We start from the raw sequence: 26,454 nt of genomic DNA, 5'->3' as shown, positions 1-26,454 counted from the left end.
ATAGCTAGCCTAACCAAGGATATTCCCATGATTTCGGGCACCGTGAAATTCTACAACGATCAAAAGGGCTTCGGCTTCATCCAGCCGGACGATGGCAGCAAGGACGTGTTCGTCCACGCCACCGCGCTCGAGCGCGCCGGCATCCGCGGTCTGCGCGAAGGCCAGAAGGTCTCCTTCGACACCGCCGAGGACCGCCGCTCCGGCAAGGTCGCCGTCAACAACATTCAAGCAGACTGAGAATGATACGGCGCACGCCATAGGTGCCGCCTCCGAAGCCGCTCCCCGGCGGAGCGGCTTTTTCTTTCAACACGCCATGATCCAATGGCCAAATTGGGTGCTGAAGCGATGTATACGTTTCGAAAAACTCCCGCCAAATCGGTGATGTTCGTCGTCGACTACGACGATGCACGCCGAGCCTATCTCTGGATAGACGATCTGGAGAAGGCCGCCAATGCACGCTCTGTCGAAGTGATGGCACGAGCCCGGCAGGAACAGGGAACTCTTCCTGAAGGCAACATCACCAGCATTCGACGTGTCCGATAACGATAGCGGACAGTCTTGGCGGATTTCATAAGATTGACAGGTGACATGAAGCACAAAGATTTCGGCGAGCGACTGCAGGCTTCCCAAAGCGCGAAGCAGGCCATGCTGGCAAAGTTCAGTCAGCGGCCCGGACCGGACGACCCGGCTGTTTCCGAACGGCGTGCCGCGCGCGCTGCCGTGAGCGCGGCACGCGATGTTCGCGTCGCCGAGCGAGAGGCAAAGCGTCTGGCCGAGGAGGCTCATCTCGCCAGGACCCGTGACGCTCAAGCAGCCGACCAGGCGGCGCAGGAACAACGCGCGGCAGCCGAAAAGGAAGCGAGCGATGCCAAGCACGAGGCGGAACGCAAGGCTGCCCGTGATGCTCGTTACGCCGCCCGCAAGGCACGGAAGTAATCAAGTCCGATCCTGATCACCCCCACTGCGAGGAGATTGAGTGATGTCTCACAAGTTCAAGGTCCGACAGATGGTTCGCCTGGCCCAGCCGGGATTCTCCGACGCCCGAGCAGGGGGAGCCAGCATTTACGAGGTTATACGGCTGATGCCGGCTGACCAGACCGGAGAAGTCTCGTACAGGATCAAGTCAGGAGCGGTCGAGAGAGCCGTTCGTGAAAGCGAGATCCGCGGCACATAGCTCTTCCGGATCGCGTCTTAACCGACCCGCCAGGCTATGCCGCGGTGAAATGAAACCCACCAATCGAGAATGGACATCCATTGCAAGTTCTAGTGCGCGACAACAATGTCGATCAGGCTTTGAGAGTTCTCAAGAAGAAGATGCAGCGGGAAGGCATCTTTCGCGAGATGAAGGCGCGCAAGTCCTACGAGAAGCCTTCTGAGCGCAAGACCCGTGAGAAAGCCGAAGCCGTGCGCCGTAGCCGCAAGCTGGCCCGCAAGCAGGCGATCCGGGAAGGATTGATCGCAGCTCCCAAGCCGAAGCCCCGTTTCTCCGGACCGCGCAAGCCCGTGGCGGCGTCCAATCCGAGTCCACGCACTGAAGCGACAGAGACGAAGATCTAGCGGAAGCGGATCAGCAGAGACGAAGACCTGTTCTCAGGCGGCAGGCGGCGCAGCATCGATCGGGCGCCCCTGCCTTCGCCATGCTCGAGGCGATCCAGCGACCACCATCCGAGAACTCACAGAAACAGTCCACGAGCCTGTCCGCCACTCGGCATGAACGTCAGGGTGCGGCTTTCGACGACTTACCCTTTGCCGCCAGAGCCGGCTGGTAGGGCCTCACCGAGAAGGTCTGAAGCCGCACGAGGGCGGCACTCAGGCGGGCAGCTTCCTCGTAGCGGGTCTCGTCATGCGGCGGCTGGTCCGTGCGGCCGCTGGCAAGCACCTCAGCCGTTGCGACGAGCCGACGGAGCGGCTTGGCGAGCCACACCGAGAACAGGTAGAGCAGGACGAGGCCGACCAGCGCACCGGCGCCGAGCATCCTCCAGAAGGCCTGCGCAATGGCTCTCGTGGGATCGAGCACCGTGTTCAGGTCCGCACGCACGATGAGGCCCCAGCCGAAGCTCGGCATATCCTTGAACCGGATCGAGGGAATGACGGCCGTCAGGTAGTCCTTGCCGTCCTGCCACCGTTCGCGAAGCGAAATCGACGTGCCCTGGCTTGCGGCGACGGCCGACCCTTCGGACAATCTAGTTTCCTTAAGCTCAGGCGGCCCCGAGAGGACCGCCCGGTCCCGGGAGACGAGAAGAACGTCGACTCCCTGTCCTCTCACCGCCTGGATGATGTCCCTGACCATGTTCCAGTCGAAATGCGCTCCGATGACGCCGACCACGGCGCCCTGTTCATTCCTGATCGGGGCAGAGAAATCGACGAAACGACGCGGCTCCTGCGTGGCGGGGAGAAGTTTTGCCAGAAGGACCGCCTCATGCACGTCGACGGCGGCCGGACCGTCGAGGCCCCGGCGGAACCACGGCCTCTCGGCAACGCTCGCACCCTCCAGCATGCCCTGCGAGGCGGCGAGGACCTTTCCCTGCACATCGGCTACACCGATCCAGGTATAACGTCGATCCACTTGGCTCAGAAGGGTGAACTGGCGGCGGACTTCCTCAGGGTCGTCCACGCGAACGACGCGCGCCATTCCCTCGACGTCCTGCCAGAGCTCGTGCATGCGCCGCCCGAGCTGGTCGGCAACGATCTCGCCGAGAAGCCGTAGACGCGCGCTGTTGGCGACCTCCGCGCGGCGCTGCATCGCATTCGTGAACATGGTGCCGGCCACAATGGCCGGCACGAGCATCAGCAAGGCGCCGACGACGAAGACGAGTGTTCTGATCCCCATGCGCATTCGTGCGCCCTCCTGTCTTGTGCCTAAAGCTGTTCCCACGTGCATGGCATCAGCTCTCTCCTGCGCTTGCTGCATCTTTTCACGCAAAAGATGCTCTAGCGCGACGCCAGGCTGCGCATCCAGCCTCTGACCATCTCGGGAAGGTCGCCCCGCCCGACGCCCGGCCTCGCATCCGCCGTATGAAGCTTGCGCAGGATCCCGTCGCGCTGCTCCGGCGTCGGACGCAGGGACAGGCGATAGCCGTCATTGGTTTCGCTCGAGATGCGGATGGCGACATCGCCCACATCCGCAAGAGTGATCGTCCCCAGGGCACCCAGGGCCAGCCCGGCCAGACCGCGGACGCGGGCATGATCGATCCCGAGTTCGAGCACCCAGGAGGGAAGTCTTTGCGTCCCGACGGCGATTGTGGCCAGCTCCACGTTCTCGCGCTGAGGGCGGTTGACGCGAGGCCGCTCGACGCAGACCAGCATGGTGATGGCAAGCACGATCAGATTGTAGATCGTCCAGAACAGGATGATCCGGATGCCATCTCCGGCCTTGAACACGTGGCTGAAATGATCCGGGAAGATCAGGGGCAGGAGAATTCCCAAAACCGTGAGGCCGAAGAGGATCGCGAAGGGCTTCATCATCGGCCATTGAACGATCGTCTTCGTCCGGTCGCCGCCCTTTGCCGTGACGCGGAACTTATGCGGTCCTTTGGTCAACAGCCCCATACCCACTGCGCGTGTGATGGGCCATGCGGCGATGAGCTGGGATACGTCGTTGAGCACGGGCCAGATCATGCCGTTGGAGATCCAGTTGAGCGTGATCAGAACGGCCGCGTAATACGGGAGATAGTACGAGACGACATCCGTCAGCGAGGCGTTCACGACGATGATGCCGAAGTACCAGTAGAGCAGCGGGCCGACGAGCGCGATGAGGCGGAACGGAAACGTCGTCGTCCAGAACATGGCCGAGTCGATGAGGCTCAGGCGCTGCATGAAGCGCAATCCGTTGGCGCCGAAGGGATTGTAGACGTTGCGCACGATCTCCATCATGCCCAGGCACCATCGCCCGCGCTGGACGACATATTCGTGCAGTCCTTCCGGGGCGAGGCCTTCGGTCAGGGCTTCGTTGAGGTAGACCGTCCGGTAGCCGTGGCTGTCGAGACGGATGGTCAGAAGGAAATCCTCCGTGACGCTCTGCGTCGGCAGGCCGCCGATCTGGCGCAATGCCGAAGCGCGCACCATCGAGGACGTTCCGCAGCACACCGCGATGCCCCATGCGTCGCGGGCAGGCTCCAGATGTTCGAAGAAGAAGCGCTGCTCGTCCGGATAGGCGGAGGCGATGTAGAGATTGTGCTGGATCGGATCGGGATTGAAGAAGTGCTGCGGCGTCTGGACGAGGCCGACCTTCGGATCGTGGAACAGGGCGACGACCCGGCGCACGAAATTGCGGTGCGGCACGAAATCCGCGTCGAGGACGGCGACGAAGTCGGGAGCGTCCTCATCCTTGAGGCGCTGCGTCAGCGTGTAGTTGATGTTGCCGGCCTTTGCGTGCTCGTTGGTGGGCCGCGTCCTGTGCTCGGCACCATAGCGGCGGCACAACTCGGTCAGCCATTCCCGGCGCCCGTCGTCGAGCACGAAGACGCGCAGGTTCGGATAGTCGCTCGCCTGCGCACCGGCCAGCGTGCGCTCGAGAACCTCCACCTCCTCGTTGTAGGTGGCAATGTAGAGGTCGACGCGCGGCGGAGTGCTGCCCCACCATGCGATGTTCCTGTCCGCCTCCTCATGCCGGTCCTTCCGACGGGTGAGGAACAGATAGGCCGTGGTCGATGACAGGAGAGCCAGGGCTTCGATCGCCACGAAGATCCACCCGGCAATGACATCGAAGGTGAGTCCGTCGACTGCCGGCGGCACCGTTTCCGTGATCCGCCAGATCATGTAGCGCCAGCCCAGCAGGGTCGTCAGGCCGAGCAGCAGGACGCGCATCCAGGTGCTCTTCTGCGTCGCCAGCGGCAGCAGCAGCAGGGCCAGGCCGATCACGATGGCCAGACCCGCGAGGCTCGACAGGGATTGGTCGAGGAGGAGCATCTAGAGGCCGAAATCCGTCAGTCGCTGCCGGATGCCGGCGAGTGGCCCGTCGATGAACACCACGCGGCCCGTGCGGCCGACGGCGCATGACAGGTCCGGGTCTCCCGCGAGCTCCGGAATGCTCAGGGCGACGTCGAACCGGGTCAGGTGCTCGGGGCTCGGGCCAATGGCGAGCGTGCTGTAGAGGCCCGCCGCCCCCGATCCGCCGAGGCGTGTGATGGTTCCCTGCATGACCCGGTCGCCGCCGATAAACCGGAACTGAGCCGGCATGCCGACGCGGAGGGTGGAATAGACCCGCTCGCTCACGCTGGCCGTGACCATGACGGCGGAGCAATCCACGAAGCGGACAAGATCCTGCCCCTGATTGACGTGCTCGCCGCTGCTGGCGAGGAAGTTCCAGACGATGCCCGGGTTCTGTACCGAGAGTTCCGCCGAGGTCAGGCGGTTGACCCGCACCCGCTCGGCCGCGATCTGCGTCGAGACCAGATTCAGGCGGTGGCTCACATTGTCGGCCTCCGCCTTGAGCTCGGCCAACCGGAGGTCGAATTCCCGGATGCGTTGAATCGAGAACGGCGCATCGTTGTACGAATGTCCGATGAAGACTCCGTTCTGGGCCGAGGAGAGTTCCGCGTTGAGATAAGTGATGCGCTCGCGGGTGCTGGCTATATCCTGTTTCGCGACGTCGTACTGAGCCTGGGCACGGTCCAGGGTGATGGCGGTCTGAACGCCACGGGAGTTCAGCTCCTTGGTCCGGTCCAGGGCGCTGTCCGCCTCGCGGAACCGAGCCTCCGCGGAGTTCACGGCCGTCTGCGCCTCGGCGATGCGGGATCGAATCTGGCGCACCCGCCCTTCCTGATAGCTCTTGGCTTGGGTGTCCAGGACCTTGCGGGCCTCGTCCACCGCCGAGGTCTGGGCGCGGAGCCGGGTGAGGTCCGCCTCGAGTGTGGAGCGGGTTCGTTCCAGGTCGATCAGGCGGGCATCGTCGAACTGGTTGTCGGTGATGCGCACCACCGCCTCTTCGGGCGAGACGTGGGCTCCGATGCTGCGCACGGAGAACTCGGCCAGCCCTTGAATGGGTGCCCGGAGCACGGTGGTGCGGGCATTGATCGTGGCATCGGCGCTGGTCCCCGAAAGGTACTCACCGACAACGACATAAAGCCCCCCAAGGAGCAGGAGTAACCCCAAGAGGATACGAACGAATTTCATAGGTTAGAGCTCGATCGGGACCTGAGACAAAGAGGCGACACTAACTTTTGCCCCTGGCTCCGACGAAGACGCAAACCCGTGTTCAGGCGAGGAGGCAGGTCGAAGACATAAGTCTCAGCCTGGCAGTTAGTTTCCGCTAGGCTGCCCCGAAAGGGGTATTTTAGAAACCCTCTATGTTGGACTGCGGGTGCGACGATGCGCTCTGTTCAGCGGACCGAAGGAACATGCTCGGGGCAAGGTTCCCCTTACAGAGGCTATCGGTGTGACGCAGCTGTGGTGATCAAGCACCGTCGGTCAGTCGTTCACCGCTGACGTATTTTGTGCTCGGGAATGTTGACCGCACGAATTCCCACGCTGCGACGAGGTGGCGACGCAGCGCCTCCTCCGCGCTGTCCGGATCGCGCGCCGCGATGGCATCGAAGATGGCTTCGTGCCCGGCATAGTTCATCTGGTCGATATCGGCCCCGCGCTTCATGGAACGCCAGTGCTGGATGAGCCATTCCACATAGGCTTTGTGCACGGCGGGATAAATCGGATTGCCCGGGATCCGATAGAGGACCGCATGGAAGGCGGCGTCGGTTTCGTCGAACTGAGATGAGTTGCCGATCGCCTGCCGATTGGCTTCCAGTGCGGCCCGGAGCTCTTCGATGTCGTCACGCCGGGCATGTCCGGCCGCCCACCGGGCCAACGCCGCTTCGAGGAAGATGCGGGACTCGAACAGGTTCCAGACCCCGTTGCGATCCACCACGAGGTGCCCGACGAGATTGCCGACCTTGTCGATCGCGATCTCGTAATCGGGCTTGCTTACGATGGGGCGATGTCCCAGGCGGGTCGTGACAAGCCCGCGATTGGCCAGCGACACGATGGCCTCCCTGACCGCCGACCGGCTCACGCCATAGCGCTGCATCAACTCCCGCTCGGCGGGCAGGCGATCGCCCTCCTGAAGATCGCCGGCCTGGATGATCCGCATGAGATCCTGCGCAACCGCATCCGAGCGACGTCCGGCTGGATCCCTGCTGAGCATCTCAATCCCAGGCCCCATGACCAACTCCCTCACCAGACTACCCGCGTCGACAGGCCTCTCAAAAGTGGAGACCTATCTGAATCGGCTAACATATGGTCCGACCAAATTCCAGTCTGCAGCGCAGCAACCGGGATAACGGAGGCTTTTAGGGCTGTCTAAGCGCAATAATATCTCCTTGACAGTCAATATTCCCCTGCTCCATCCTAGCTTCGGTCATACCAAACAGATCGGAAACCGACGCTTGGTGTGACGTTGCTCAGCCTGAGCAAGCTCGGAGGAAACACGAGTGACGCCATTTGCAGGCACGAACGAGCCAAGCTCCCCCGCTCCCCTTCAGGGAGCCTTTTTCAACGGGAGCCTGCGATGACGGCTTCGACCCTGACCCGTCACGCGGACAGCGTGGTTCACTACCAGATGTATATCGATGGAGCCTGGACCGACGGTCAGGCGCCTGGACGCCTGGAGGTGGAGAATCCGGCCAACGAATCGGTTTTCGCGACCGTTCCCGTCGGATCGGTGAACGACGCGACGGCCGCCCTCGAAGCCGCCAAGCGCGCCCAGCCAGCCTGGGCCGCTCTCCCGCCCATCGTGCGGGCAGGCTACATCTCCGACCTCGCAGCAGCGGTGAAACGGGACAAGGCGCATCTTGCCCGCATCGTGGTGCTCGAACAGGGAAAGCCCCTGAACCAGGCCGAGGGTGAGATCGACGCCGTCGTGACGTTCCTCACCTACGCGGCCGAGAACGCGCGGCGCATCGAAGGCGATCTTCTGCCGTCCGACCATCCAAACGAGGACGTCTGGATCCGCCGCTTGCCCTTCGGCGTGGTCGTCGGCCTGACGGCCTGGAACTACCCGGCGGCCTTGGCGGCCCGCAAGATCGGTCCTGCTCTTGTCGCCGGCAACACCATCGTGGTGAAGGGACATGAATCCACCCCCCTGTCGGCCATCGAGATCGCCCGGCTCGCCCATGAGGTCGGGCTGCCGAAAGGCGTGCTCAACGTGGTCACTGGCGACGGGCGCACCGTCGGCGATGCCCTCGTGCGCTCGCCCCTGAGCGATCTCATCACCATGACGGGCAGCGTCCGGGCGGGGCGGGAGATCTACACCGCAGGTGCGCAGGATCTGAAGGTCGTGCGGCTGGAACTGGGCGGCAAGGCGCCGTTCATCGTCCTTGACGATGCCGATATCGACGCGGCCGTCGAGGCCGCGATCATCTCGCGTTTCACGAATTGCGGCCAGGTCTGCACCTGCAACGAGCGCATGTATCTGCACAAGGCCATTGCCGAGCCCTTTCTCGACAAGTTCGTCGCGCGGGTGAAGGCCCTGAAGCTCGCCGATCCCATGACCAATCCGGACATGGGGCCGAAGGTGAACCGGCCCGAGGTCGACAAGGTCGAGGAGATCGTCAACGAGGCGATGGCGGCGGGCGCCGAGGTGCTCGCCGGCGGACACCGGCTGACGGAAGGCGAGTTCGCCCGCGGCCACTGGTTCGAACCGACCGTGCTACGGGTCGACAGCAACCGGGCGCCGGTGATGCAGCGGGAGATCTTCGGCCCCGTGGCGCCGGTGATGACGGTCGACAGCTTCGAGCAGGCGCTCACCTTCGCGAACGACACGAGCTACGGCCTGTCGGCTTACGTCTACACGAACGACCTGCGCCGGGTCATGCGCCTGTCGCGCGAGCTTTCGTTCGGCGAGCTCTACGTCAACCGCCCCTGCGGCGAGCTCGTCCAGGGCTTCCACACGGGCTGGAAGCATTCGGGCCTCGGCGGCGAGGACGGCAAATACGGTTTCGACGGCTACCTGCGAAAGCAGACCACGTATGTCCGTTGGTGACGCCCCGCAGCCCTGAACGGCTGCGGCAATACACGAAAGAACCCCGGCAAAGGGGCGAAAATCATCATGGAGGAAAACGATGCTGAGAAGAACATTCCTTGCACTCGCCACCAGTGTGGCGGCCCTTGGTCTCGGCCTTGGCGGCGTGTCGGCGCAGGAACTGCCTAAACTGAAGCAGAAGGACAAGTACAAGGTCGGCTTCGCGCAGACCGAGTCGAACAACCCCTGGCGCATCGCCCAGACGGAGAGCATGAAGGCCGAAGCCGCGAAGCTCGGGCATCAGCTCGTCTACACGGATGCTGCCGGCTCCGCCGCCAAGCAGGTCGCCGACGTCAACTCGATGATCGCCCAGGGTGTCGACCTGATCTTCCTCGCCCCGCGCGAGGAGAAGCCGCTCATTCCGGCCGTGATGGCAGCCAAGAAGGCAGGCATTCCGGTCGTCCTGCTCGACCGCAACGTGGACCAGAGCCTCGCCAAGGCGGGCCGGGACTACGTCACCTTCATCGGCTCTGACTTCGTCGACGAAGGCAAGCGCGCGGCCGAGGCCCTGACCAAGGCGGTGGACGGCAAGGCCACGATCATCCAGCTCGAGGGCACCACGGGCTCCTCGCCGGCCAACGACCGCCGCAAGGGCTTCGAGGATTACATCAAGGCCCAGCCCGGCATGAAGATCGTGGCGTCCCAGTCCGGCGACTTCGCCCGCGACAAGGGCCGTCAGGTCGCCGAGACGCTGCTGCAGGCCCATCCCGATGCAACGGCCATCTATGCGCATAACGACGAGATGGCGATCGGCGCGATCGCGGCTCTCGAGGCCGCCGGCAAGAAGCCCGGCAAGGACGTGATCGTCGTCTCCGTCGACGGCACGCGCGATGCGCTGCAGGCCATCGTCGACGGCAAGATGCTCGCGACCGTCGAGTGCAATCCGAAGTTCGGGCCGAAGGCCTTCGAGACCTTGGCTCGCTATGCCAAGGGCGAGCAGATCCAGCCCTGGGTGGTGAACACCGACCGCTTCTTTGACAAGTCGAACGCGGCCCAGCTCATCGGCGACGCATACTGAACGCCAAGGCGCTGCCTGACGATGCGGGCAGCGCCTTTTCGCTTGGCTGAACGGACAATCGGAACTTTCATGGCGCCGCTCCTCACCATGCACGGCATCGACAAGCGCTTCGCCGGCATTCCAGCCCTGCGCGCAGCCGATCTCGTGGTCGAGAAAGGCGAGGTTCATGCGCTGATCGGCCAGAACGGCGCCGGCAAGTCGACCATGATCAAGATCCTGACCGGCTACTACAGGAAGGATGCCGGCGAGATTCTGTTCGACGGAAACCCCGTCGCGTTCTCATCCCCGCAGGAAGCTCAGCGTGCCGGCATCAGCACGATCTACCAGGAGATCAACCTGGTCCCCTACCGGTCCGTGACCGAGAACATCTGCCTCGGCCGGGAGAAGCGCCGTTTCGGCCTTCTCGACTGGCCTGCCATGCATGCGGAAGCACGCGCCCTCCTTGCACGCTTCAACATCGACATCGACGTGCATCGCCCGCTCATGGTCTATCCGACCGCCGTGCAGCAGATGGTCGCCATCGCCCGCGCGATCGGGTTCGATGCCAAGCTCGTCATCATGGACGAGCCCACCTCCTCCCTGGATGAGCGCGAGGTCGACGTCCTGTTCGGCGTCATCCGCCAGCTCAAGGCGGCCGGCGTCTCGGTGATCTTCGTCAGCCACAAGCTCGACGAGCTCTACGCCGTCTGCGACTGCGTCACCATCATGCGCGACGGCCGCACCGTGCAGGTCGCCCCGATGAACCAGCTGTCGCGGCTCGATCTCGTCACCTCCATGCTGGGACGCGAACTCACCCAGGTTCTGCAGGAACCGCACGATGCGGATTCATCGGAAGTCGATGGTCGCAAGACGGTTCTGACGGTCCGCAATCTCGCCGTCGGGCGCAAGGTCCACGATGTCGGCTTCGAGGTTCGCTCCGGCGAGATCGTTGGGCTCGCCGGCTTGCTCGGGGCAGGCCGGACGGAATCGGTTCGCGCAGTCTACGGAGCCGACCGGCCGGATTCCGGGACGATCGTTTTCGCCGGACAGGAGAACGCCATCGCCACCCCGTCCGACGCCATCCGGGCCGGCATGGGCTTCTGCTCGGAAGACCGCAAGCTCGACGGCATCATCCCCGACATGTCGGTGCGCGAGAACCTCACGCTGGCCCTCATGCCGCACTTGGCACGACGCGGCATCGTGGACGAGGCCCGCAGCCGCGAGATCGTAGCCCGCTTCATCAAGCGCTTAGGGATTCGCTGCTCGGGGCCGGAACAGCGGATCCGTGAACTCTCGGGCGGCAACCAGCAGAAGGTGCTGCTGGCGCGCTGGCTTTGCATGAATCCCAAACTTCTCATCCTCGACGAGCCGACGCGCGGCATCGACGTGGGCGCCAAGGCCGAAATCCTCGGCCTGATCCGGGAGCTGGCCGGTCAGGGTCTCGGTGTTCTGATGATTTCCTCGGAACTGGAGGAGGTGGTGGAGGCCGCAAGCCGCATCTTCGTTCTCCGCGACGGCCACACGGCCGCGGAACTGAAGGGCGAGGCCGTGACCGAGCAGAGCGTCATGGCCGCCATGGCTCACGGACATGAGAGCGCCCAGGAGGCCGCTCATGGCTGAAACCGCCACGACGGTCCCGTCGGCGCAAAGGGCTCCCCGCCTCGATCTCAGGACCCTGCTGACGCGCCATGGGGCCTGGATCGCCCTGGCTCTCCTGATCCTGGTCAACCTCGCCATCACACCGAACTTCGCCACCTGGCAGACGCTCAACGTCAACCTGACCCAGGTCTGCACCATCGTGATCGTCGGGGTCGGCATGACCCTCGTGATCGCCACCGGTGGCATCGATCTGTCCGTCGGCGCCCTCATGGCGATTGCCGGAGCGCTGGCGCCGCTGATCTTTCTCGGCAAGCTCTTTCCCCTGCCCCACCCGGCCGTCGGCATCGCGCTTGCCTTCGTCCTGCCGGTTCTCGTGACGGGAGCGCTCGGCTGGTTCAACGGGTGGCTGGTGACGCGCCTGCGGATCCAGCCGATCATCGCGACGCTCGTGCTCTTCATTGCCGGGCGTGGCATCGCCCAGGTCTTCACCAACGGCAATCTTCAGGTCTTCAACCTGCCGAGTTTTCAGTTCATCGGCCTCGGACGCGTCTTCGGCGTTCCCTTCCAGGCCATCCTGATGATCGTCGTCGTCGCATTCGCCGCCTGGATGCTCCGGCGAACCGTGTTCGGCAGGCAGATCCTGGCGATCGGCGGCAACGAACGCGCGGCCCGGCTCGCCGGCATCCCCGTCACCTCCGTGAAGCAGCGGGTCTATATGATCAGCGGGCTTCTGTCCGGGATCGCCGGTCTCATCGTGATCGCCCGCAACTCCGCCGCCGACGCCAATCTCGTCGGCCTCGGCATGGAGCTCGATGCCATCGCGGCCGTGGCCGTGGGCGGCACGCTGCTCACCGGCGGGCGGGCGACGGTGATCGGCACGCTCGTCGGCGCCCTCATCATCCAGCTCGTCCGCTACACGCTTCTCGCCAACGGCGTTCCGGATGCGGCCGCTCTCGTGGCGAAAGCCGTCATCATCGTTCTGGCCGTCTGGCTGCAGCGTCAGAGCCATCGCTGAGGTCGCCGATGAATTCCACCTCCCTCAAGCTGTTTCAGGGCATCGGCCGCTACGGGGTTCTTCTCGCGCTCCTGGCGCTCATCGTGTTCGGCTGGCTTCGGTACGACAACTTCCTCGGCACCTTCAACGTGCTGTCGGTCCTGCGCTACAACAGCATGTTCGCGCTGGTCGCGCTGGGAATGTGCTTCGTCATCATCACGGGCGGCATCGACCTCTCGGTCGGGTCCACGGCAGCGCTCGGCAGCGTCGTCTCCGCCATGCTCTCCCCCTATGGAATCCTGCCGGGCCTCCTCGGCGGACTGGCCGCGGGGCTGGCAATCGGCGCCTGCAATGCGCTTATCATCACCCGGCTCAACATCCTGCCCTTCATCACGACGCTCGCCACCATGCTGGCGGCGAGCGGATGCGCGCTGCTGCTGGCGGAGAACCAATCCGTCTCGGTCTCGTATGAATCGGGCTTCACCGAACTTGGCCAGGGGGATTTCCTCGGCTTTCCCATTCCGGCCTGGATCGCGCTGATCGCCTACCTCCTCGGCTCTCTCATCCTCAATCTGACCTCCTTCGGCCGTACCGTCCTGGCCATCGGCGGGAACGAGGATGCGGCACGGCTCATGGGCCTGCCCGCGAACCGGGTGAAGGCGCTCGTATATCTGGCAAGCGGCGGTCTCGCGGGTCTTGCGGGCGTGATCCTCGCGGCCCAGTTCGGCGCGGGCCAGCCCATCGAGGGCGTCGGCTGGGAACTCTTCGCCATCGCGGCCGTCGTCGTGGGCGGCACACTGCTCACGGGCGGCGTCGGCTCCGTCGGATCGACTCTCGCCGGCGTGCTCCTGCTGGGTCTCATCTTCAACATTCTCAATTTCGAGAACGGCCTCGGCTGGATCAGTCTCTCCGCCTATTGGCAATCCGTGATCCGTGGCGCGTTCCTGTTGCTCGTCGTCGCCATCCAGGCGCGTCTGAGCATGCGCACCGAGGAGCCCGCGTGAGGGCCGGCACCGTATTCGACACTTAAGCGAACGAAGGACGTCCATGCCCCGGATCACCTCCATCGAACCCGGCTTCTACCGCATCCCGCTGCCGAGCGTTCTGACCGATTCCATGCACGGCGAGATGCGGGCTTTTGAGCTCAACACCGTGCGCATCCGCGATGCCGACGGGGCGGAGGGTGTCGGCTATACCTTCACGGTCGGGCGCAACGGCGCCGCCATCGACACGATCCTCGCCCGCGAGTTGCCCGAGATCATGGACGGCGAGGAGGCCGACGAGATCGAGCGCCTCTGGCACAAAGCCTGGTGGGCGCTCCACTACGGCGGCCGTGGCGGCCCGACTGTCCTGGCGCTCTCGGCCTTCGATATGGCCCTGTGGGACCTCAAGGCGAAGCGCGCTAACCTGCCGCTCTGGAAGGCCCTCGGCGGATATGACGCCAATGTGCCCTGCTATGCGGGCGGTATCGATCTCGAGCTGCCTCTCGACAAGCTCCTGCGCCAGACGGACGACAATCTCGGCAAGGGCTTCCGCGCCATCAAGATGAAGGTGGGCCGCGCCAACCTGTTCGAGGATGTGGACCGCGTGCGGGCGATGCGCGAGCATCTGGGCGAGGGCTTCCCACTGATGGTGGACGCCAACATGAAGTGGAGCGTCGACGGCGCGATCCGCGCCGCGAGGGCCCTTCAGCCCTTCGACCTCACCTGGCTCGAGGAGCCGACCATTCCCGACGATCCGGCAGGCCACGCCCGCATCGTGCGCGAGGGCGGGCTGCCGATCGCGGCGGGCGAAAATCTGCGCACACTCTGGGAGTTCAAGCTCTACGTGGCCGGCGGCGGCGTGACCTATCCGGAGCCGGACGTCACCAATTGCGGCGGCGTGACCCCGTTCATGAAAATCGCCCATCTGGCTGAGGCCTTCAACATGCCGGTGACGAGCCATGGCGCACATGACGTGACCGTCCATCTCCTCGCCGCCTGCCCGAACCGCTCCTACCTCGAAGCCCATGGTTTCGGGCTCGAACGCTACATCGCCGAGCCTCTCACGATTCAGGAGGGCTTTGCTCTGGCGCCGGACCGGCCGGGCCACGGCATCGCGTTCGACTGGAAGGGCCTCGAAACGATCAGGGCGTAACAGGTGAAACCATGACAGAGCGTTTCGACTACATCATCGTCGGCGGCGGCTCTTCGGGATCCGTAGCCGCCGCGCGGCTGGTGAATGAAGGCAGGCGCGTGCTGCTGCTCGAAGGCGGTTATTCCCACCGTCATCCGCTCCTGGACATGCCGCCCGGCATCTTCAAGATGATCAACGGCAGCAAATACATGCGGTATCACCACACGGTCCCGCAGGAGCATCTGGATGGGCGGATCCACGATATTCCGCAGGCCAACGTTCTTGGCGGCGGCTCCTCGGTCAACGCGCAGGTCTATATGCGCGGCCGTCCATCCGATTACGACGAGTGGCATGAGATGCTGCACGGGGAGAACGATTATCCCGGCTGGAGCTGGGCCGACGTCCTGCCCCACTTTCGCACCATGGAGGGCAACAACAGGTTCTACAACGAGCTGCATGGCGCCGACGGCCCGCTGCTCGTCTCCGATCCGGGGCACATCAACGACATGTCCCGCTGGTTCGTCCAGGCCATCCAGGCTTTGGGCGAGCCGCTCAACCCGGACTTCAACGGACCGACGCAAAGAGGTGTCGGGTTCTATCAGTTCATGAACCGGCGCGGCAGGCGCAGCAGTGCCGCCTATGCCTTCCTGGCCCCGCTCGCGGACAACCCGAACCTCGTCATCCGGCTCCGGTCGCGGGTGCGCAGGATCGAGATCGAGAACGGGCGTGCGGTGGGTGTCACCTATCGCGACGCCCACGGCGCCGACCACAAGGTCTTCGCGGACGGCGAAGTGATCGTCGCGTCCGGTGCGCTCGTCACGCCGCAGCTCCTGATGCTGTCCGGAATCGGACCCGCCGATCAACTGCGGGAGCACGGGATCGCCTGCATTGCCGACCTGCCCGGCATCGGCGAGAACCTGATCGATCATCCGGAAGTGCCACTCATCGCCAAGGCGAACGGACCCTACGGCTATTACAAGCAGGGCGTGGGTTGGCGGATGCTGCTCAACGGCCTTCATTTCCGGCTCTTCGGATCGGGCCCGATCCTCTCGGCCGGCGTCGAGGCCGGTGCCTTCGTCAATCCGGCCGACCCGAACGCGGAACCCACGATCCAGGCCTTCTGCGTGCCGATCATCTATCTCGACCGCGATACGCTCGGCCTTGTCGACGACACCTATGGACTGACGATCACGACCGTGGTGGTGAAGCCGAAATCGCGCGGCTATGTCCGCCTGCGCTCCGGCAACCCGGACGACATGCCGCTCGTCTCGCCTAATCTGCTCAAACATCCCGATGATGCCCGGGCGATGATCGACGGCCAGCGTTTCTTCATTCGCGCCTTCCGGACAACCCCCTTGAAGGAGCGGATCGAGCGTATCTCCATCCCCGATCCGACCGATCTCAGCGACGAGGCGATCATGAAGCATTGTCGCCGCTTCGTGAAAACGAACTATCACCCGAGCGGCACGTGCCGGATGGGGACGGCCAGCGATCCGATGGCCGTGCTCGATTCCAGGCTTCGGGTGCGCGGCATCGAGAACCTGCGCGTCTGCGACCTTTCGGCCATGCCCAATATCAATGCGGGCAACACCAATGCCCCCGCCATGATGCTGGGAAGCCGCTGCGCCGAACTCCTCACGGGCCGCGCCACGACGAGCACGTCCCAATTCGGCCCGCGCCTGTCCGAACAGGGCGACATGAGCGTCGCCAGTTTGAGCTGAAGGTCCTTCGAGCGTCCCCGAGACATGATCACGTTCGATCGGGCCCTTAAGAAGGTGAAGACGCCCCGGGAATATCTGTTGGACTCGCGTGCCGGCGCGCTCTGCGCGGGCGCAGCCCCTCCTGCGTGGTGCTGACGGAGGCGAACGATCATGCCGGTCTGCGGCGACGATACGGGATGTGCAGTTCGACGACCCTTGGAAACGCGTCGGTGCCCCCTGCCTTCCAGCTGAGATGCTGAAGCCCAAAAGCAAAAAGGCCCGACGTATGGATCACCCGTGCATCACCACGAGCGCCATCACTCCGGACCTAATGTGCTGATTTTAAATGCCGATCCTAAGAAAGGATGGTGCCCAGGAGAGGATTGTCTCTTACGGGCCTGCAACCGAGGTAAAATAAGGCTTTTGAGGACTGCCTACTGGAGGCGTTTGTACCACCTCCTTGGACTACCGTCGAGCGTGAGTAGCGAAGCTTAGCGGCGACCTTCACCTATCTCAGCGAGTAGTTGAGCTTTCGTTTCGGTGTCGATCTGATTCCATGGCACACCGCTTATAGCGCTATGTAGACCCCAGAGCGCATTGAGGTTCACGCCCCTCGGATTCCAGTGTTTCAGACGGCAGTAGACGGCAACGGCCCCAAGCGACCGGAGATCAGCTTCGGTCCGAACATCGATCTCCGCGAGCCAGCGGGCCGTTACCGGACCAAGGCCAGGAAGGAGGTGGATAGGACGGTTTCCAGCATTGTCAGACATTCCAGCCTTCTCTCCGTAATCGCGCGTGATAATCGTCAAGCGTTCGGCCAGGCTCCGGTCGAAAGACTTCATCCATGACCGTCAGGGACCGAATGCGGTCAATCCGAAATGCTCGAAAATCAGACCGCGTTTCGCACCAAGCAGTCAGCGTCCAAGCATGCCCCCAGGCTTCCAAGCTCAATGGACGGACCAGCCGGTCAGTTTTGTCACCGCTGCTGCCTTCATATGACAGCCGGACCTTCTGCCGCCCCCGAACCGCTTTCCGCAGCAGGCCGAGCATGTCCTTCTCGGTGTCCGTAAGGCGCATGGCATACGTGCGCAGCTCACGCCGCTCCAATTCATCCTGGCGGTCGTTGGGCAGTACCGCCTTGATCTTGACCAAGGCTTCCTGCGCCGCGCTGGCTAGCTCACCATCGCCCCAGGCCAGTACGAATCGGATGCCAAGCTGGAGCGCCTGCAATTCCGTGGCAGAAAACGTGAGCGGCGGCAGGAGGAACGGCACGCGGATCACGTACCCGATACCGCGTTCACCTTCGATGGGAACGCCCGAGGCAACCAGGGCATCAATATCCCGGTAAACAGTGCGGACCGACACTTCGAGCTGGTCGGCGATCTCCTGCGCGGTTCGCAACCGTCCGCCTCGGAGCATCTGCACTATGTCGAAGAGTCGATCCGCCCGGCGCATGGGTGTTAGCTGGATACGGTTATGGTGTGATGAGCCATCTTCGCGGATGCCATATCGATCATCCCGCAGAAAGGTTGTGCTGCGGGAACGGTGTGGAATGTCTCTGCGGCATGCTTGGCGCTAGCGGCATCCTGCCATTCGACTAAGTCTATCCAGGTGCTATCTTGGGTTTTCACCAAGCGTCTTGCGATGAAGCCGGGCATTGCCTTTGCAACGGCACCAGCATCCTCAGCAGCTTGGAGAAATGCGGTTTCGTTGGTGCCGGGAAGGAGAGCGAAGGTTACGGTCTCAAGGACACGGGAAGTCATGGTTGTTTTCCTTGTGCGGGTTGTTAAGGCCCGCACCGATAGGACAACCCAACTGACACCGTTATGTCAGTTGCCGCAAGGCCAAAGGTATTCTGACCACCAAACTTAAGGACTGTGCCATGAAAGTTCGGGGCTCTCAGAAATTTATGTATTATATTTCAATGTGTTAGAGTAGATGATTCGTCTAACGCGACCCTCCTGGGCTTTAGCTCCGCCTTGGCCTGAGGCGGAGCCCTGATAGATGTAGCTTACTGCTTACAGTTGCCTGCGTGGAGATCGCGCTGACCATTCCGATTGATGAAGAAGATCCAGCAGTCCGTGTAGTCGTTATCGAAGAACGGCGGTGTGCGGTGTCCTGAGCGGATCGGCCCGATCACATGGTGGATGAAGTCGCTGATGAATTCTGCCTGAACGTCCTTACGAGCCTCGCCCCGGCTCTCCGCCATGAAACGCTCATACTCGGACAGCCAGAATTTCGCTTCGGACTTACGGGCCTTCGGGTTCGTCGCCCGCCAGAGCAGATAGGCTTCGATGTCTGCCTGCTCATCAGGGCGCTTATAGTCCGTATAGTCAGGCACATAGCCTGTGGCTCCTGGCTGCGCGGGCTCAGGGTAGGGCCACTGTCCATCTGCCTTTTCAGCCGCCCCTACCTTGGGAGGTGAATTTGAAGAGGCCGCTTCCGCAGGGAGGCCAAGACAAAGCGCCAGTCCAAACAGCGCTGCTGAGATGAGGGTGGAAGATTGTTTTGGGCTGTGAAGTTCCATTTGGTCCTCAAGGAGGTTTGAGTTTTATTGCGTGAGCGCTTTAGGCAGCCGCTCTTGGAGCACTCTCGGGCTTCGTTCTGGCCTCAGTCAGCTTTGTGAGGCTGAGTTCAATTTCACCGTCGATGAGGTGCCAATCGCAGTAACGGCGATAGAGAGCCCTTGCATGTTCAGCTTCGCCAGCGCTTGCCATGGCTTCGATGACCTGTTCCAGAGTGAAGCCGTCAAAGCCTGCATGCCGGTCGGTTAGCTGGTTGAGCTGACAGCGGTAGCCTCCGATGGCGTTCTGGACCTGGTAATTGAGGTCTGGGCCAATGACGATGAGGCGTCCTTCGTCATAGAGCTTGTTGGCGAGCATAGAGTGGGCCAGGAGATGCTCGCGCCAGAGCTGTTGCAGAGGGTTGGTTCGGAGAGCCTGGCTTTCAGGGTCGATGAAGAGCCCGGATGAGGAGGCAAGATCATCGTAGCGTGGCCTCATTCGAGGGACAGGCTCCTGCATGGTTTCCGCGTATTTGATCTCGATGGCGATGAAGCCGGTCTGGCCGCTCGCTCTTTCATAGATGATGAGGGCGTCGAAAGCGGTCCCGTCATTTGTGAAGGTTGCAGATCCTCGTCCAGGGGAATGCTCGAACCAGACGGCGCGTACCTTGGCATCGTGAAGGTCCGGGATGAGGTTCTGGATTGTGCGGGTTGCAAGTGCCAGGTCGAGGCTCAGGGGCCCGAGCAGGTTGAAGGTCAGAGGCATGGATGAGAGCAGGTTGGTCCAGAGCCGGTCCTCGTCGATGAGGGCTCCAATTTCCCGGTATGCGACCTCTTTGTGGGTCAGGTGCGCGATAGAGGGTGAGAGGAAGTTTGCTCCGGCAAGACCGGCTGCTGCCGTAATGCGAGAGCCCAACTTCTTACGCTTGCCTTCCGATGAGATGTAGGTGCCGAGCGGAAGGCCTTTGTCCTCGCGCCAGAGCGCCTGCAAGAGCCTAGCGCAAGATCGGAAACGGTCGTCGTAGGGTTCGGCGACGTGATGGGCGCGAAGGATCTGTTCGGGGATGAGGGGTAAACGGTCGAGTGGGACGAGACTGACATCGTTCATAGGGAAGACTCCGTTTTCAGTTCCCTATTCGGATGAGGGTCTTCGAAGGTAACAGGATCGGAGTCTGAAAGCTGCGGTGCCTGAGCGGCCCGCTTTATAGTCACACTGCCCCCAGGCGCAGAGAGAGAAGAGGGTTTGTGTTGCTGGCCGTTTCCACTTGAAGCTCAGAGAGATTGTTATCTCTTAGTATATTTATCTTTCCAGCGGATGAGGTGTTTGAAAAACTGTGTTTCCGCGTAGCTTAATTCCCATATAGTGCCACATCCCCATGTTACTTACTCTGTTTAATTTTCTAGGTCAGACCCGAAAATTTTTCGGAAACCTTTCATGAGGGAGGAAGGCGGTTTGGCACCGGTCATTCGCAGGCTATTGATTTTTCCCTGATGCCTAGCTTGTCGATTAAGCCCGTCTCTTCCTTGAAATTGAAGTAGAACTTGATCCCGTGTATTTCGAATGCGAGTTCTTCATCCTGAAGCTCGAATTTTGTCACTGGGTAAGCATCCAGTAGTACGACTTTGTCAGTGACAATCACTAGCATGGGATTCTCGCCCGAGAACCAGCAGCGCATTGCTAGATTACTCCGCTTGCCCGAGCGCATCTGATCGAGAAGATTCGAAGAGTCCTTAGGCGCTTCACCCTGCGTTGGAGACTGGCCACTGCCAGACCCTTGTTTCGCGGCATCAGACCCTTCGGGATTTTTGAACATGTACCCTATCGAGACGTAGTCTTTCTCCTTGGAATGTTTGATGAGGAGCCATGCGTCGCCTACAGGTCTATTAGCTAGTTTCAGTGCCGTCGTTTGACCGTTCGCGTCTGTGTCCGTTTCGATATCGGAATAGTACGCACTCATAGAGCTGCGCTTACGTATGGTTTCGTGAACGGTCTCATCGTACGGCGACCCAATCACGAGACAGATTTGATCAGTTGGCCGTGTGGCAAGATGGATTGTGGTCTCTTGGTTTATTTCATAGGACCGCATGCGGTAGCCGTCCGCTGACTGAGTGTCCTGCAAGAGCTTGTAACGCTGCTTGAGGAGGTCCGCATCAATGAATAGGCAGTCCCGCGAGGCCAGCATCGTGAGCTCATCCATACGCTTGCTTGGAGCTGCCGTTGCGAGTGGGGCGAAGAGGGCCGAGGCTAGGGTTATTGCAGCCGCTAGCTTTGACTTCATGAAAAGAGTGCCCATAGACTCGCCCCTGTAAATCATATTATCAGATTTTCTGGTAATCAGCTTAAGCGTTTACCTGATTGCTCGGTCAAGATCCATTCGGCCGAGCAATGGGAAAATCCACACATACTGCCCGCTACCGTCGCTTAGTCTCTTTAATCGTGGAGGCTCGCCTCAAGGCCAAGCTGACCCAGGGACAAGTGGCTGAGAAACTTGGTAAGTTCCAGTCTCAGATTGCCAGCATTGAAAGTGGCGGCAGGCGTATCGACTTAGTCGAATTTCTGGATCTATGCGAGGCGATTGGGCTTGATCCGCTGGAGGCCGTCCAGATCGTCCGGAATACAGCCGAGGCTGACTTGAAGTAACTCTCTTACTCACTAAGCTGTATGGCAGTGAAGAGAGGTCTACGGCATGGATCGGGAAGATAGCTATCTGGATTTCCTGAAAGAACTCGCTGAAATGTCCAGAGCTGAGCGAGAGCCCATACTCTGTCGTGATATGAGCCTGAAAGAGGAGTTCGAGGAGTGGCTTCCTGGCTTTCGGGCGACACAACAGAGACTGGCGAATTCACAGACAACCCGCTCAATTCAGCCGTTGGCTGACAGAGACTTCCTCACTGCTGAGGATTTCAAGAAGCTCTATACCGCCATCGTTAATGCGAATTTTGACGGGATTTCCTTGACGAATCTCTTGTCCATTAACTGGAACATGCTTGGATGCGACAGAAAATCAGCGTCCAACCACTTCAGCGCTCTACGCAGCAGAACCCAATGGTGGATGAGGGATAACCAACTCGGTTGGCACGGCATCTATGTCTGGGAAAATCCATCGGACATTTTGAACTGCCATCTTCTTTTTCACCTGCCTCCTACTCGTCGAGGTCCCGATAAGAGGAGAAAGGGCTACGACAAGCGGGAGCGCGGTTTCCGTCCATGGCTGGAGAGGACCATATGCGACTTGCTGGATGTACCGACGCTTCCTAATGGAAGTGTCGATCTACAGTGCCGGAATGAGGAAGCGTTAGACGCCCAGTGGCACTGGTTCCGTTACATGATGAAGGGGTTAGACCCAGACGCATGGGTCCGAGACGGGGAAGGTCGCTTAGTTCGTTTGGCTGACAAAGCAGAAATCGAGCTGAAGCCGCAGGGCAGGATTATCGGCAAGCGAGCCGGGGCAACGCAAAGTTTGAACACCAAGGAAGTGGAACACTGGCAATACAAGACAAACCGCCCAACCAGTTTGTTTGCCACAGACCAGCTTTATGGAGACTCGGCTTGGTATGCGGGCCGGTCGATCAGAGATTATATAAGACGCGGAGATTTGCAGGGCCTCCATACGTTCCTAAGGTTTTTTTGACTGTAGTTCTCGAACTTCGAGTTCCGGCACCTTCTTCAGCTCCCTCAGCAGCGCCTCAACCGGAAATTCCCCATACCCATCGCCCACGGTCCTGCGCTGGTGTCCGACGAGAGCGTCTACGATATCGGGTGCCAGGCCGTGCCTGCGGCCCAGGGTCTTGAAGCGGTGGCGCCAGGAATGGTTGGGGGAGAGCCGGGTGTCCTTCAGGTCGAGGGAGCGGACCCAGCGACCGATGACCTTGGTGCCGTTGCCTCCGCGCTTCCCGAACTTGTCCGGGGACAGTTTCGGGAAGAGAGGGCCGGATTTGACCGTGCGGACGTAATCGAGGAAGCCGCTCTCGATGATGGCAGGGTGGAGCGGGACGATGCGCTCGGAGCTGAGGGTCTTGAGAGATCCGGCGTCCGGGTCGATCTTCATGCAGTCGATACCCTCGACCTTCACAATGTCCTCGGCGCGGAGCTGGCAGATTTCCGAGACGCGGGCTCCCGAATAGGCGCAGAGCCAAGGCACCCAACGGCGAACCGGATTGGTTTCGGCCAGAGCCGCCTTCAGGACGATCTTCGCTTCCTCATCCTGGTAGCTGCGCTTGCGCTCGCCAGCCTTCGTCTTCACGTCGATGACGATCCGCTCGGCAGGGTTTTCCTTGAGGTGATGGTTATCGACGGCCCAGCGGAGGATGGCGCGGACAGGCGCGAGCTTCGCGTCCCGGATTGTCTTGGGTCGAAGGTTCGCCGCAATGAGGGTGTTCTTCCAGCTCACCAGATCCTGAGCGGTGATCCTGGCAGCATCGTCATGTTTGAGGAAAGCCTTCAACTCCTTGAGCACCCGCTTCCACTCATAGACGGTCTTTTCGGCGGGACGCTTCTCGGCTGACCAGCCTTTCACGAGATCGTCAAAGCTGACAGGTTTGTGGGCGATCCGAGAAGACGCCGAGGGAACGATGATCGGCGCACTCGATGCAGGGACGAAAGCATCCTGGCCATAGTCGCCCTTGGCGAACTGAGCGAGCTTGAGGCAGGCCCGCTGGATCGCCGCACCGATGGCTTTCGCCAGACGCTCCTGGCTCTCCTCGTCCAAGATGAGGCCCTGGGCTTGAGCAAGGGTTTTCGTTTCTTCCCGGCATAGGAACTCGTGGGCGCGGTGCTCACCACGCGCAGGGTCGCCCATCAGGCGCACTTCGAGAGGTGTGCCGAGGTCGAAGGATGAGGGTTTCCAGAGGTCGCCGCCGATGTCGGTGTTCCAGGAGGTCTGCTGGCTTGGATTGTCCCGGTAGGCAGTCAGCCAAGTATCGTGAACCGCCTGGGCCAGCTCATGGGCCTCCCGCTCGGAGAGAGGTTTGGGACCAGCGCGCAGATTCTTCCATTGCGCCTCCAGCTCAGTCAGAGCCTTGAGGTGCTCCTGCTTCGCCGTCTCGGGGTCTTTGGTCTTGAGACTGAGCTTGATTTCCCGCTTGCCGATGATGGGTCGCAAGTCGTCGGGGACGCCTCTGCGAAGCCAGTAGATTCCGGTCTTGGGATGCTTCCAGGGACGCGACATAGAAAGGGCCATTTGTACCACCCGTTTGTACCACTCGGGCAGTCTCTCAGCCTTGATTTACCTGGATTCGTTTGCGGATCAACCACTTAAGGGGTTGATGGTGCCCAGGAGAGGACTCACCGCCCCACCTGCGCTGTCATTGAAATTATTGGCTTTTTTGGTCTGCCGGTAGCTCTTTGTCCACCGGTTTTGTCCACCGGTCAAGTGCCCTGTAATTCGATAGCGAGACACCCCTAGCCTTTGACGCCAGCGGCATTTGGAGGCTTGTTTGCAGCCTTGTCCACTAAGCCTCAATCACCAATATGGACCTTAACGGCCTGTAAAGCTGGTTGGATTTAGGGTTCTTGCACGGCCGCAAACAGCCGCGAGGACTCCCCCTGTTGCCCGCTTGTCAACATTCAGTTGATAGGTCAATGTGCGGGGGAACCGAATAGAATGGACGTGCTTATCGCATTGTTCAGTCAGTTTCGCTCCGTGCGGAGCAAAGAAAAAGGGGACGATCTCTCGCCCCCTTTAGGTGTCCGGGTGAGGAAGGCGACCAACCTTTGATCCTCAACCAGACTGCGCACTACGAGGGGTGCTTAGGCTATCGCTTAGGCATCCCTCGGCAGTGAGATCGCACGTATTCCCACTTTCCTAGCCTATAGCGCCGATAGTCGGTGACGCTGACAGGCATTTCAATCGGACAAGATAGGGGTTTCAACGGTATTCTCCTTGAGGTTGATAGTGGCTCTTGCCAACTATCCTTCAGCGGCTGCCGAAGCTCGAATAAAAAGAGCAGCCGCAGCTTTGGAGATACCTTGCTTTTTCTATCTTAACCCTTGGAACCGCGCTTTCTTCTTCTAGAGCCTCCGAATCACTAATCTTTTTCAACTGCCGAACAACGGCTATCTAATTTTGGAAGCCCTTTATCGTCAAGAACTTGTGTCGCGCTTCATGGTTCCAACTACATATAGTGGAGAAGTGTTAAGAATGTGGAAAACTGGCTAAGTAACGGATGCCACTACGAGAATCCGTTCCGCATTTGTCCCAATGCAAAGCCTCGCCGTTCCCGTGTAGCCCCTAGAGAATCCGTTATGGTGGGCGAGCGCTTCAATTCACGAAGCTCCTGCGGAAGCCTCAGCCCCCCCCCATATTCCGAGCAAATCTCGTCCAGTTTCGACGGCGGCGGCTTCAAAACTGCTGCACAGCGGTACGGCAACGGTAGTCTAGCCTGTAAGATAATTTGTCCCCAATCTTACCGAGGATCGTCAGACTACCAGTAAAGCGATCTATGTATCCGTCGATGCGGCCAATAACCGTTTTCTCATCGGCCTTATACGGAGCGTAAAAGACAATATCGTGGTTGGTAATATCAACGATTTCGTAATCTCGTACATTTGCCCGGTCAGACGGATTAGCATCTACGTATCTGCCCGCAATGCCCACTTCAAACTGATTACCGGCTATGTTTCTCTCGAATCCTCTGTCGTAGTCGCTGTACTTACCATCACAGATCAAATTGATCTTATCGGCGTTCGCGGTGCCACCAGATACGAGAAGAAATCCTACGGTCGCCCAAATCACTGCTTTCATTGCCGTTCCCCTTGCCCTTCATTTATGTGAAAACCCGATAGGGAAATAGTCAAGCTTGCGACGTGCGATTACCCCTATTGCTAATCAAGGGACGCTTGAAGCAGAGAAGGCCCCAAGTTTGCGGGGCCTCCCAAGGTATCACTGAGTCATCGTTGAGAAGCCCACAGCGTCGATTGCGTCGAAGGCTTCATAGCAATCCTCGTCATTAAGCAGGATGGCTTTTCCTTCGTGTATCTCGTGTTTGGACCTCCTGAGAAAATCTAACGCCCTCGCTGTGTTTGCTTCGATAGCTATCTTCGTTTCACGCTCATAGATTAAGAAGTCAGTAATTCCGTATGCCCCTACAATCATGCGCCAACCCCTTTGTGTTAATTACGGCGGTGAACGGTCTATAGATTGGCAGAAATATGGCCGCAAGTACGTAGTAGCCGCAACTAATCACATAGCAATTACTGACTCACATCCACCTCTATTAGATACATACAGCTATAGGATACCCAATAACCGTTACCTTCGTCTTAGAGGTCAGTGGGGGGGGCTTATGCTTTGCTTGGTTGGATGGGACCCTAAAAAGGGGACCCGCTCTCCGATGGGACCCAAGGTGAACCTAAGATGGGACCCAAAGGGGGACCTAAGACGAAGCCTAGGCTCAGGACCTATTAATTTGGTCTGAGGAGTGATTCAGTGCCTCTGCGATGGAGGTGCTGATGGGTGATCTGTTTCTTCTGAGCGAGCGCCAGATGGCGCGGATCTCACCGTATTTCCCATTGGCTCATGGCGTGCCGCGGGT

General features: G+C 60.8%; 26 protein-coding genes. 14 read left to right on the top strand and 12 right to left on the bottom strand.

Annotation, left to right across the window (positions count from 1 at the left end):
• Positions 1–27: 27 nt before the first annotated feature.
• The 5 genes from AB4097_RS19450 (at position 28) to rpsU (ending at position 1,557) form a co-directional block, all read left to right on the top strand.
• Positions 28–237, top strand: coding sequence for a cold-shock protein (locus tag AB4097_RS19450; protein WP_114943546.1), 210 nt, complete (start codon positions 28–30; stop codon positions 235–237).
• A gap of 84 nt (positions 238–321) precedes the next feature.
• Positions 322–543 carry a hypothetical protein gene (locus tag AB4097_RS19445; RefSeq protein WP_442042587.1) on the top strand — a complete coding sequence of 74 codons (222 nt, stop codon included), beginning with the start codon at positions 322–324 and terminating at the stop codon, positions 541–543.
• A gap of 45 nt (positions 544–588) precedes the next feature.
• Entirely contained in the window at positions 589–936 is a 348-nt protein-coding gene (locus AB4097_RS19440) for a DUF6481 family protein (RefSeq protein WP_442042585.1), read from the top strand.
• Positions 937–979: 43 nt separating this feature from the next.
• Positions 980–1,174: a hypothetical protein gene (locus AB4097_RS19435; RefSeq protein ID WP_442042583.1), complete on the top strand. Its 195-nt coding sequence runs from the start codon at positions 980–982 to the stop codon at positions 1,172–1,174.
• Positions 1,175–1,254: 80 nt separating this feature from the next.
• Positions 1,255–1,557: a 30S ribosomal protein S21 gene (gene rpsU, locus AB4097_RS19430; protein WP_442042581.1), complete on the top strand. Its 303-nt coding sequence runs from the start codon at positions 1,255–1,257 to the stop codon at positions 1,555–1,557.
• Positions 1,558–1,717: 160 nt separating this feature from the next.
• On the opposite strand, the gene AB4097_RS19425 is transcribed toward rpsU, so the two are convergent.
• From AB4097_RS19425 to AB4097_RS19410, 4 genes are all read right to left on the bottom strand, one after another.
• A complete protein-coding gene (locus AB4097_RS19425; RefSeq protein WP_442042579.1) occupies positions 1,718–2,830 on the bottom strand; it encodes a cache domain-containing protein in 1,113 nt (370 codons plus the stop codon).
• 101 nt (positions 2,831–2,931) lie between these two features.
• On the bottom strand, positions 2,932–4,908 hold the full coding sequence (locus AB4097_RS19420) for a glycosyltransferase (RefSeq protein ID WP_442042577.1): 1,977 nt from the start codon (positions 4,906–4,908) through the stop codon (positions 2,932–2,934).
• On the bottom strand, positions 4,909–6,114 hold the full coding sequence (locus AB4097_RS19415) for an HlyD family secretion protein (protein WP_442042575.1): 1,206 nt from the start codon (positions 6,112–6,114) through the stop codon (positions 4,909–4,911).
• Between the two features lie 280 nt (positions 6,115–6,394).
• Complete coding sequence (locus AB4097_RS19410; RefSeq protein WP_442042573.1) at positions 6,395–7,156, bottom strand: FCD domain-containing protein; 762 nt, start codon at positions 7,154–7,156, stop codon at positions 6,395–6,397.
• A gap of 345 nt (positions 7,157–7,501) precedes the next feature.
• Between AB4097_RS19410 and aldA the strand changes: the two genes are divergently transcribed.
• From aldA to AB4097_RS19375, 7 genes are all read left to right on the top strand, one after another.
• On the top strand, positions 7,502–8,974 hold the full coding sequence (gene aldA, locus AB4097_RS19405) for an aldehyde dehydrogenase (protein WP_442042571.1): 1,473 nt from the start codon (positions 7,502–7,504) through the stop codon (positions 8,972–8,974).
• A 79-nt stretch (positions 8,975–9,053) separates the two neighbouring features.
• On the top strand, positions 9,054–10,031 hold the full coding sequence (locus AB4097_RS19400; protein ID WP_442042569.1) for an ABC transporter substrate-binding protein: 978 nt from the start codon (positions 9,054–9,056) through the stop codon (positions 10,029–10,031).
• Between the two features lie 69 nt (positions 10,032–10,100).
• A complete protein-coding gene (locus tag AB4097_RS19395) occupies positions 10,101–11,630 on the top strand; it encodes a sugar ABC transporter ATP-binding protein (RefSeq protein WP_442042567.1) in 1,530 nt (509 codons plus the stop codon).
• The gene (locus AB4097_RS19390) at positions 11,623–12,624 is read left to right on the top strand and encodes an ABC transporter permease (RefSeq protein ID WP_442042565.1); all 1,002 of its coding nucleotides are present in this window, start codon (positions 11,623–11,625) and stop codon (positions 12,622–12,624) included. The genes AB4097_RS19395 and AB4097_RS19390 overlap by 8 nt, the downstream gene beginning before the upstream one ends.
• Before the next feature lie 8 nt (positions 12,625–12,632).
• The gene (locus AB4097_RS19385) at positions 12,633–13,607 is read left to right on the top strand and encodes an ABC transporter permease (protein ID WP_442042563.1); all 975 of its coding nucleotides are present in this window, start codon (positions 12,633–12,635) and stop codon (positions 13,605–13,607) included.
• 43 nt (positions 13,608–13,650) lie between these two features.
• Positions 13,651–14,739 (top strand): mandelate racemase/muconate lactonizing enzyme family protein, encoded by a 1,089-nt coding sequence (locus tag AB4097_RS19380; protein WP_442042561.1) that lies wholly within the window; start codon positions 13,651–13,653, stop codon positions 14,737–14,739.
• Between the two features lie 11 nt (positions 14,740–14,750).
• A complete protein-coding gene (locus AB4097_RS19375) occupies positions 14,751–16,439 on the top strand; it encodes a GMC family oxidoreductase (RefSeq protein WP_442042559.1) in 1,689 nt (562 codons plus the stop codon).
• A gap of 470 nt (positions 16,440–16,909) precedes the next feature.
• On the opposite strand, the gene AB4097_RS19370 is transcribed toward AB4097_RS19375, so the two are convergent.
• The 6 genes from AB4097_RS19370 to AB4097_RS19345 form a co-directional block, all read right to left on the bottom strand.
• On the bottom strand, positions 16,910–17,188 hold the full coding sequence (locus tag AB4097_RS19370; RefSeq protein WP_442042557.1) for a TfoX/Sxy family protein: 279 nt from the start codon (positions 17,186–17,188) through the stop codon (positions 16,910–16,912).
• The gene (locus AB4097_RS19365) at positions 17,181–17,873 is read right to left on the bottom strand and encodes a helix-turn-helix transcriptional regulator (protein ID WP_442042555.1); all 693 of its coding nucleotides are present in this window, start codon (positions 17,871–17,873) and stop codon (positions 17,181–17,183) included. The genes AB4097_RS19370 and AB4097_RS19365 overlap by 8 nt, the downstream gene beginning before the upstream one ends.
• 5 nt (positions 17,874–17,878) lie before the next feature.
• Positions 17,879–18,181, bottom strand: a complete 303-nt coding sequence (locus AB4097_RS19360; RefSeq protein WP_442042553.1) for an antibiotic biosynthesis monooxygenase family protein — start codon at positions 18,179–18,181, stop codon at positions 17,879–17,881.
• A gap of 248 nt (positions 18,182–18,429) precedes the next feature.
• Positions 18,430–18,945 (bottom strand): hypothetical protein, encoded by a 516-nt coding sequence (locus AB4097_RS19355; RefSeq protein ID WP_442042551.1) that lies wholly within the window; start codon positions 18,943–18,945, stop codon positions 18,430–18,432.
• Positions 18,946–18,985: 40 nt separating this feature from the next.
• Positions 18,986–20,029 carry a PGN_0703 family putative restriction endonuclease gene (locus AB4097_RS19350; protein WP_442042549.1) on the bottom strand — a complete coding sequence of 348 codons (1,044 nt, stop codon included), beginning with the start codon at positions 20,027–20,029 and terminating at the stop codon, positions 18,986–18,988.
• A 355-nt stretch (positions 20,030–20,384) separates the two neighbouring features.
• Positions 20,385–21,215, bottom strand: coding sequence for a hypothetical protein (locus AB4097_RS19345; RefSeq protein WP_442042547.1), 831 nt, complete (start codon positions 21,213–21,215; stop codon positions 20,385–20,387).
• Positions 21,216–21,307: 92 nt separating this feature from the next.
• On the opposite strand from AB4097_RS19345, the gene AB4097_RS19340 reads away from it, so the two are divergent.
• Together AB4097_RS19340 and AB4097_RS19335 are read left to right on the top strand one after the other, a co-directional pair.
• Positions 21,308–21,562, top strand: a complete 255-nt coding sequence (locus AB4097_RS19340; protein ID WP_442042545.1) for a helix-turn-helix domain-containing protein — start codon at positions 21,308–21,310, stop codon at positions 21,560–21,562.
• A 46-nt stretch (positions 21,563–21,608) separates the two neighbouring features.
• On the top strand, positions 21,609–22,553 hold the full coding sequence (locus AB4097_RS19335) for a hypothetical protein (RefSeq protein ID WP_442042543.1): 945 nt from the start codon (positions 21,609–21,611) through the stop codon (positions 22,551–22,553).
• On the opposite strand, the gene AB4097_RS19330 is transcribed toward AB4097_RS19335, so the two are convergent.
• Together AB4097_RS19330 and AB4097_RS19325 are read right to left on the bottom strand one after the other, a co-directional pair.
• The gene (locus AB4097_RS19330) at positions 22,539–24,101 is read right to left on the bottom strand and encodes a DUF6538 domain-containing protein (protein ID WP_442042541.1); all 1,563 of its coding nucleotides are present in this window, start codon (positions 24,099–24,101) and stop codon (positions 22,539–22,541) included. The genes AB4097_RS19335 and AB4097_RS19330 overlap by 15 nt on opposite strands.
• Before the next feature lie 1,161 nt (positions 24,102–25,262).
• On the bottom strand, positions 25,263–25,664 hold the full coding sequence (locus AB4097_RS19325) for a hypothetical protein (protein WP_442042539.1): 402 nt from the start codon (positions 25,662–25,664) through the stop codon (positions 25,263–25,265).
• Between the last annotated feature and the right edge of the window lie 790 nt (positions 25,665–26,454).

It is taken from the genome of Microvirga sp. 2MCAF35, from assembly GCF_052115545.1.
Classification (GTDB): Bacteria; Pseudomonadota; Alphaproteobacteria; order Rhizobiales; family Beijerinckiaceae; genus Microvirga.
Note: the sequence above shows the minus strand (reverse complement) of the source record. Positions and strands in the feature narration are given on the sequence as shown.